Source organism: Candidatus Burkholderia verschuerenii, from assembly GCF_001189365.1.
GTDB classification, from domain to species: domain Bacteria; phylum Pseudomonadota; class Gammaproteobacteria; order Burkholderiales; family Burkholderiaceae; genus Caballeronia; species Caballeronia verschuerenii.
In genome coordinates this window covers 1-5,891 of sequence record NZ_LFJJ01000236.1, presented here as the reverse complement: position 1 = coordinate 5,891, position 5,891 = coordinate 1, and the positions used below count along the sequence as shown (strand labels likewise).

At 63.9% G+C, this 5,891-nt stretch carries 4 protein-coding genes and 1 pseudogene; 2 read left to right on the top strand and 3 right to left on the bottom strand.

Features of this window, described 5'->3' with window-relative positions; all coding sequences use genetic code 11:
* Positions 1 to 119: 119 nt before the first annotated feature.
* Positions 120 to 1,253 carry an acyl-CoA dehydrogenase family protein gene (locus BVER_RS26055; protein WP_050455723.1) on the bottom strand — a complete coding sequence of 378 codons (1,134 nt, stop codon included), beginning with the start codon at positions 1,251 to 1,253 and terminating at the stop codon, positions 120 to 122.
* Between the two features lie 123 nt (positions 1,254 to 1,376).
* Between BVER_RS26055 and BVER_RS26050 the strand changes: the two are divergent.
* A pseudogene (locus BVER_RS26050) lies at positions 1,377 to 2,441 on the top strand (AraC family transcriptional regulator).
* On the opposite strand, the gene BVER_RS26045 reads toward BVER_RS26050, so the two are convergent.
* Together BVER_RS26045 and BVER_RS26040 are read right to left on the bottom strand one after the other, a co-directional pair.
* Positions 2,423 to 3,364, bottom strand: a complete 942-nt coding sequence (locus BVER_RS26045) for a hypothetical protein (RefSeq protein WP_232316799.1) — start codon at positions 3,362 to 3,364, stop codon at positions 2,423 to 2,425. The pseudogene BVER_RS26050 and the gene BVER_RS26045 overlap by 19 nt on opposite strands.
* Before the next feature lie 286 nt (positions 3,365 to 3,650).
* The gene (locus BVER_RS26040) at positions 3,651 to 4,946 is read right to left on the bottom strand and encodes an MFS family transporter (RefSeq protein ID WP_050455721.1); all 1,296 of its coding nucleotides are present in this window, start codon (positions 4,944 to 4,946) and stop codon (positions 3,651 to 3,653) included.
* A gap of 399 nt (positions 4,947 to 5,345) precedes the next feature.
* Between BVER_RS26040 and BVER_RS26035 the strand changes: the two genes are divergently transcribed.
* The coding region (locus BVER_RS26035) for a DUF2891 family protein (RefSeq protein ID WP_232316801.1) at positions 5,346 to 5,891 on the top strand (546 nt) is incomplete at its 3' end.

The window sequence follows — 5,891 nt, the reverse complement described above, 5'->3', positions numbered from 1 at the left end:
CGAACGGCATACGCGGCGGCGTAATCGGTGCGATGGGCAAGCAGAAAGTCTCGTGCTGCAATGAAAGCCTGGGCGCTCATGCATGTCTCCTGTTTTATTATCGACGGCCTGCCAAACGGCTAAACGTTGCGTGCGATCACCATGCGCTGCACTTCGCTCGTGCCTTCGTAAATCTGCGTGATGCGCGCGTCGCGATAATGTCGCTCGACCGGATAGTCCTGCAAATAGCCGTAACCGCCGTGAATCTGAATCGCTTTCGTGCAGACGCGCTCGGCCATTTCGGATGCGTACAGCTTGGCCTGCGACGCCTCCGACAAACACGCGATGCCCTCGGTCCGCATGCGCGCCGCGTGGAGAATCAGGAGCCGCGCCGCGTTGATTTCCGTCTGCATGTCCGCGAGCATGTTCGCGACTGACTGATGTTCGTGAATCGGTTTGCCGAACTGCACGCGTTCCTTGGCATAGGCGCGTGCCGCATCGAACGCCGCGCGCGCGATGCCCAGCGCCTGCGCCGCGATCCCGATGCGTCCGCCTTCCAGATTCGACAGCGCGATTTTCAAACCTTCGCCGCGCTTGCCGAGCAGATTCGCGGCGGGAATCGCGCAGTCGTCGAAAGTGAGCGGGCATGTATCCGATGCGCGGATGCCCAGCTTGTGCTCCGGCGCGCCGACGACGAAACCGGGCGCATCCTTCGGCACGATGAACGCGGAAATGCCGCGCTTGCCCTGCTCCGGATCGGTGGCGGCGAACACGATCGCCATGCCCGCGCGACTGCCGTTGGTCACGAACTGCTTGCTGCCGGAGATGATCCACTTGCCATCGCGCTCGACGGCGCGCGTACGCAGATTGTTGGCCTCGGAGCCCGCTTGCGGTTCGGTCAGCGAAAATGCGCCGATGACTTCGCCGCTCGCGAGCTTCGGCAGCCATTCGGCCTTCTGCGCGTCGGTGCCGTAAGCGAGGATCGGCCCGCAGCCGACGGAGTTGTGCACGCTCATCAGCGCCGCGCACGATGCGCAGCCCGCCGCGATTTCTTCCATCGCGAGCGCATAGGCCGTGTAGTCGCTGAAGGTGCCGCCCAGTTCGGCGGGCACGATCATCCCGAGCAGGCCGAGTTCGCCCAACTGGCGCACGACGGCATCGGGAATCGCGCCGTCCTTGTCCCATTGGCTTGCGTTCGGCGCGAGCACTTCGGTGGCGAACTGGCGCGCCGCGTCGCGAATCATGCGCTGCTCTTCGGTGAGAAAACTGTCGATCATGGTTCAACCTTTGGCGTGTTCTTCGGGAGGACGCGCGCATCGCCTCGTTCGGCTTCCATTACACTGCGATGCGGCCGCGCCACGTCTGCACGAGTCTAGGCAATCGCCGGACCTTGGCCAATGCCCGAAACGATCACGCTAACTGAGCGCTTTCGCCACCTAGTGACAACCCCAACCCAACGAAAAGGTTACGAGCGCGATTCCATCTCGATCACGCTCGTCGATGCAGCGCTGCGCTGCGCCGAGGCTCGCGGCATCGCGCGCGGCGGACTGCTCGCGGCGGCGGGCATCGCGCCGGGCATGCTCGAATCGCCGCGCGCGCGGGTGTCGCCGGTGCAGTACGGCAAGCTGTAGCACGCCATCGCCGATGCACTCGACGACGAATTCTTCGGCCAGGATCCGCATCCGATGCGGCACGGCAGCTTCGTGCTGATGTGCCACGCGGCCATCGGCGCACGCGACGGCGCGCAGGCGCTGACGCGCATCGCGGGCTTCATGCGGCTGGTGCTCGACGAACTGCGCTTCGATATCGATGTCGACGACGCGCGCGTGCGCATCCGGCTGATCGACGCGCATGCGCCCAAGAGCATGTTCGCGTACGCGACCGGTTTTATCCTCGTGTACGGCTTGCTGTGCTGGCTGCTCGGGCGGCGCGTGCCGCTGCTGGCGGCGCATCTGCGCTGCCCGGAACCGGCCGATAGCGACGAAAATCGCCTCATGTTCTGCGACGCATTGCACTTCGATCAGCCGCAGACGTACGTCGATCTGTCGCCGGAATGCGCGGCGCTTCCGGTCGTGCAGACCACGGCTACGCTCAAGACCTTTCTGCGCGAAGCGCCGGCGAATTTCATCGTCAAGTATCGCAATCCGGATTCGATCGCGGCGCGCGTGCGCAAGCGCTTGCGGCAGACGCGGCCGTCCGACTGGCCCGAGGCCGATCGCATCGCGGCGGCGCTGAACATGGGCGAAGCGACGCTCAGACGGCGGCTGAAACAGGAAGGATTGACGGTGCAGGCGATCAAGGACGCGCTGCGCCGCGATCTCGCCATTTCGCGTCTCGCCGATACGCAGGAAACCATTCCGCAAATCGCCGATGCGCTCGGTTTCGCCGAGCCGAACGCGTTTCGGCGCGCTTTCCGTAAATGGACCGGCGTGCGGCCCGCCGATTATCGTCGCGCGCGCTGACGCCCCGCGCGCGCCGGCAGCGGGCGTCTATCGACGCTGTTATATTGAGATGATCGAGGAACCTGCATCGTGGAGCGCATCATGACGAAGGCACGCCCGCAAGACCAAGCGAAGGAACCGAACCCCGCCGACGCGGAAGCACTGCTCGACGAAGCGCTGGACGAGACCTTTCCGGCCAGCGATCCGATCGCCGTGCATCCCGAGCCGGAAACCGAGGACGAACAGCGGGGCATCAAGAAGTAGCGTTGCGCGTCACTCGCCGCCGTTGACATCGTCCGGGCCGACAGCAGCGTGACGAGTTTCTCCACATGCTGATGCAGCAGCTTGACGTGCTTGTCGACCTGCTCCAGCCGGCCGGAAAGATCGGCCTTGGCGGCTTCGCTCATGCGATCGGAGGCGAGCAATTCGTCGACTTTCGGCTGCATCGTGTCGACTTGCAGCAAACTCAACTGCCGCTCCAGCCGACGCAAATCCTGCGACAGCAATTCGCGATTCTTCCGAAAAATCAGATCGCGTCGATTCGCCTCGGCCTGCTGCTGCGCAATATCCGCGACGCGGCGCGTGGCTTCGGTCTGCGACAGCAACGGCTCGGGGCCGCGCAGGATCGAGCGCTTTGGCTGCGGATGCGCCGTGCCGCGAAACACCGCGACGGGTGTTTCTTCGTCGAGCGCGCGCTGCACATCCGCCGGCACTTCCTCGGCGGCGCGGCGGTCGTCCATCCAGTGCGGCGGCAAACCCGTGACGAGCTCGATACCGCGTACGAATTCTTCGTTGAAATCCCGCTGTCCCGCGACGATCAGCTTCATGAACGACGGCGAGAAATTCATCATGCGCGCGAGGCGGCCCGCGCCGCCCGGTGAACCGGTCAGCACCTTCAAGTTGGCTCGCCAGACGAGAAACAGTGTTTCGTCGAAATCTTCCATGAACAGGCTCCTGGCAGGCAAACCATCGCGCCGAGTGCGTTCATCCCGATTTTCATCCCGCTCGCGCGCGTAATATCGCGCGCACGCGCGTTCGGTTCCCAGAACCAGGCGCCTTGAGTGGGCGCCGCGCGTGTTGGCCGCGTCCTGCACGGCCCCTCGTAAAGCTGCATACCGCATAAAACACCAATACTACCGCTATCAGCAAGTCCGACGGACATTAGGGTCCGCGCCAATGGCAATCGGCCAAAACAAGCCGATTGCCCGCCGCGCGGCTCGGAGCGCAATTTTACGGCTCGTTGCGCAGATATCCTTCCTTGCTCGGGTCGAGCATACGAAATGACACGATGAACGAAATTGCGCACATCACCGTCACGTACCAGAAGAATGCCGACTCGATGCCCGCCTGCTTCAGCCACAGCGCCACATATTCCGCCGATCCGCCGAACACCGCATTGGCGACGGCATAAGACAGCCCGACGCCCAGCGCGCGCACTTCGGGCGGGAACATTTCCGCCTTGATCAGACCGCTGATCGACGTATAGAAACTGACGATGGCCAGCGCGATCACCACCAGCACGAAGGCCATGAACGGACTCGTCACGCCGGACAAGGCGTGCAGCAAGGGCACGGTGCAGAGGGTGGCAAGGCCGCCGAACCACAGCATCGACTTGCGGCGGCCGATGCGATCGGACATCGCGCCGAACAGCGGTTGCAGCGGCATGTACACGAACAGCGCGCCGGTCATCACGTTGCTGGCGGTCTTGGCGTGCATGCCGGCCGTGTTGACCAAATACTTCTGCATGTAGGTCGTGAAGGTGTAGAAGATCAGCGAACCGCCCGCCGTGAAACCGACCACGGTCATGAACGCGGCCTTGTGCTGCATCAGCCCGGCGAGCGTGCCCGCCTCCTTGCGATGACGAATCTCGGCGGTCGTGGTTTCATCGAGCGAGCGGCGCAGGTAGAGCGAGATCAGCGCCGCGCACGCGCCGACGAAGAACGGCACGCGCCAGCCCCAGGCCTTGAGCTCTTCCGTCGACAGGAACAGTTGCAGCGTGACGAGTACGAGCAGCGCGGCGAGCTGGCCGCCGATCAGCGTCACGTACTGGAACGAGGCGAAGAAACCGCGTCGGCCACGCAGCGCCACTTCGCTCATGTAGGTCGCGCTGGTGCCGTATTCGCCGCCGACCGACAAGCCCTGGAACAATCGCGCGAGCAGCAGCAGGAACGGCGCCCACGCGCCGATGCTGGCGTAAGTCGGCAGGAAGGTGATGACGAGCGAGCCGCCGCACATCATCAGGACGGAGATCATCATCGCGTTGCGGCGGCCGTGCTTGTCGGCGATACGGCCGAACAGCCAGCCGCCGATCGGACGCATCAGGAAGCCCGCCGCGAAGACGCCCGCGGTGTTCAGCAACTGTACGGTCGGATTGCCGCCCAGGAAGAACGCACCCGAGAAATACAGCGCCAGAAACGAGTAGATATAGAAGTCGAACCACTCGACGAGATTGCCCGACGATGCGCCGACGATCGCAAAAACGCGGCGCCGGGTGTCTGCTGCAGTGGCTTCGGGAAGGTCGGTCATATTGGCGATCTCTGGTCTCGATAAATTGGGCAGGCCCGCTGACTGAAAGCCGGGGCGAACCGCTCTGCGGGCGTTCGGGCGCAAGTTTATACGACGATTCGCGGGAAAGCGCGCGCGGCTGGGGCGAGGAAAGCACGACTAGACGTGCGAAATTTTGGCGCTCGCGTGCGGAGCCGTTTGTCCGGCGACGCGCGCAGGCTTACGGCAAAAGCCTTCGCGGGGCTTTCATCGGAACTCGTCGTCGGCACGTCGCACGCGACTCGGTAGTTACCCTTACATGAGACTTTATCGACCATTTATCGATAAAGTGACGCAATCCACGAACGACGCTTTTATCGAGGTGCGCATGAACAAGCAGGCGATTCATCTGGACGACGCGCTGGCGTCGCGCTCGGGCATCTGACGCGCGAGTATCCGAACAAGCTCGATCACGTCATGGCGAGCGCCGACGACGTGCAAAGTCCGCGCGCGCTGCATCCGATTTTCTACGGCAGCTTCGACTGGCATTCGTGCGTGCACGGCTACTGGCTGATCGCGCGTCTGTTCGATCGCTTTCCTTCAATCCCCGAGGCCGCGCAGATCCGCGCGGTCATCGACGAGCATGTCACGGACGCGAACGTCGCCGCCGAAGTCGCCTATCTTCGACGTCCCGCCGCGCGCGGCTTCGAGCGTCCGTATGGCTGGGCGTGGCTGCTCGCGCTCGCGGCCCAGTTGCATTCGATGCAGTCCGACGACGGCCGTCGCTGGGCGCGCACGCTCCAGCCGCTCGCCGATGCCTTCGTCGAACGCTTCGAGGAATTCTTGCCTAAGTCGACGTATCCGCTGCGCGTGGGGACGCACTTCAACATGGCGTTCGCGTTGACGCTGTCGCTCGGCTACGCGCGCGCCACGCGTAATGCCGATTTCGAGCGCCTGCTGACGGACACCGCGACGCGCTGGTTCCGC

Excerpts from the sequence above, each read along its gene's own strand:
- BVER_RS26045 (WP_232316799.1), bottom strand. The coding sequence starts at position 3,364 with ATGGAAGATTTCGACGAAACACTGTTTCTCGTCTGGCGAGCCAACTTG.
- BVER_RS26040 (WP_050455721.1), bottom strand. The coding sequence starts at position 4,946 with ATGACCGACCTTCCCGAAGCCACTGCAGCAGACACCCGGCGCCGCGTT.